The sequence below is a fragment of the Acinetobacter sp. Colony158 genome, assembly GCF_019264745.1.
Taxonomy (GTDB): Bacteria; Pseudomonadota; Gammaproteobacteria; order Pseudomonadales; family Moraxellaceae; genus Acinetobacter; species Acinetobacter ursingii.
In genome coordinates, this window is the sequence record NZ_CP078523.1 from 2,446,644 (window position 1) to 2,448,579 (window position 1,936).

At 40.3% G+C, this 1,936-nt stretch carries 3 protein-coding genes and 1 pseudogene; all 4 read right to left on the minus strand.

Going from position 1 to position 1,936, the window contains the following annotated elements; genetic code table 11:
* A pseudogene (locus tag JR005_RS14875) lies at window positions 1–353 on the minus strand (protein TolA); the annotation flags it as partial.
* Window positions 354–356: 3 nt separating this feature from the next.
* Entirely contained in the window at window positions 357–803 is a 447-nt protein-coding gene (tolR, locus tag JR005_RS09900; RefSeq protein WP_044433715.1) for a protein TolR, read from the minus strand.
* Window positions 803–1,501, minus strand: coding sequence for a protein TolQ (gene tolQ / locus JR005_RS09905; protein WP_004986832.1), 699 nt, complete (start codon window positions 1,499–1,501; stop codon window positions 803–805). Before tolQ ends, tolR begins: the two co-directional genes overlap by 1 nt.
* 26 nt (window positions 1,502–1,527) lie before the next feature.
* Entirely contained in the window at window positions 1,528–1,935 is a 408-nt protein-coding gene (ybgC, locus tag JR005_RS09910; protein WP_004986831.1) for a tol-pal system-associated acyl-CoA thioesterase, read from the minus strand.
* Between the last annotated feature and the right edge of the window lies 1 nt (window position 1,936).

Sequence of the window (1,936 nt, forward strand, 5' to 3'; positions counted from 1 at the left end):
GCTTGTTGTTTCGCCTTTTCTGCTGCTTCCGTTTTGGCTTTTTCAATGGTTTCAGCAGGGTTGGTTAAAGCAGGAGTAGGTGGTGGACTACTCGAAATAACAGGTGCTGTAACTTCAGGTTCTTGTGTAGTTTGAATTTGCTCAGCAACTTGGGTGCTCGTTGTTTCTGCTTCTTGAACAGGAATTGCCAAATCTGCAGGATTGACTAGCACAGTTGTGATTTTTTTTGGTGGTTCAGGCGGTTTACTTAAACCTAAATAAAGTAAGCCGACAATCGCAAGGGCATGTACGCCAAGCGTAAAACCAAGTGCAATTGCTTTTTCCTGAAAAGGTGGCTTTTGAAAATTCTTCATAACTTACTTTAATGGCTCAGTGAGTAGACCAACTTGGGTTAAACCCGCTTCTTGCAAGCTTGACATTAAAGAAACCACATCACCATATGGTCTGGTTTTCTCACCGTTAACCAATACTGTTATTTTTTGATTGCTTTCGTCTGCTTGAGTTTGTGCATCACCTAAAATTTCTTTTAACTGAGATAAAGAAACCTGTTCATTTTTATGATCTTTATATTGCAGATAAATATTACCATCTTGTCCTAATGTGACAATCGCGGGTTCTTTGGTTTCAATCGGAGTATTAGTCGCTTGCGGTAAATCAACTTTGATACCACTGGTAATCATCGGCGCTGTTACCATGAAAATCACCAGTAATACGAGCATCACGTCGATATACGGCACGACATTCATATCACTTTTTAATGGTTTTTTGATACGCTCAAAGCGTCCTGAACGCTGAATTGCCATTAAACTTCTTCCTGTGCAGAACCCACAGACTGACGTTGTAATAATGCCACCATTTCCTCAGCAAAAAGAGCACGATCTGAATAAATCGCTTCGCCTTTGGCGGTATAGTGGTTAAAAGCGAGTACCGCAGGAATGGCTGCAAATAAACCGATCGCAGTGGCAATCAAGGCTTCGGCAATCCCTGGCGCAACGGTAGCAAGTGTTACTTGATCCACATCAGCCAAGCCAATAAACGCATTCATGATGCCCCAAACGGTTCCAAATAAACCGACATAAGGCGCCACTGAACCAATACTGGCCAATGCACCAAGCCCTTGTTCAAGGATACTTTGATCTCGGCTTAACCCGACACGTAAAATACGTTCAGTTCCTTCAATGGTCTGATTTGCAGTAGCATGACGTTTTTTTAGTTTAAAAAACTCGCCTAAGCCTTGATAAAAAATATCTTCCAGACCATGACGTTTTGAATTTAACTGTGCATTGTTATAAAGCGTATTGAGTTCAGCACCCGACCAGAACATTTTTTGAAAATGTTCATCTTGTTGTGCTGCTTTCTTATAGCCCATATGTAACTTGGCGATCAGATACCAGCTATAAATTGATGCCAAAAGTAATAAAAGCATGACTGCCTGAACGACAGGGCTTGCTTGTAAAATAAGATCAGAAATATGTAGAGAAGATTGGATCTGTGTTGCCATAGTTACATGTGCCAAAGTATGTTTTTTTAATCTTGTTCCAGTTCTTGAAGAATAAGATTGCGAATTTCATCAGGGAGTCGGCGTGGTCGCATTTCTGTGTTTAAACATGCCAATTCTACCTCGCCAGAAGCAAGCATGATTTCACCACGATAAATATTTTGTTGCAATACAAATGACGAAGCTTTACATGAAAGTACACTCGCTGTAACAGTAATCATATCGTCCATCATAATCGGGCGCATGTATTTCAATGCGATTTTATGTACGACAAAATTATAATCTTTTTGATGCCAATAATGATCGATGCCAGAAGCACGTAGCCATTCTGTACGAGTCCGTTCCATAAAGCGGATATGATTGGCATGATAAACGATACCACCAGCATCTGTATCTTCAATATATACGCGAATTTTGAACTCAAAAAGATTAGCCATA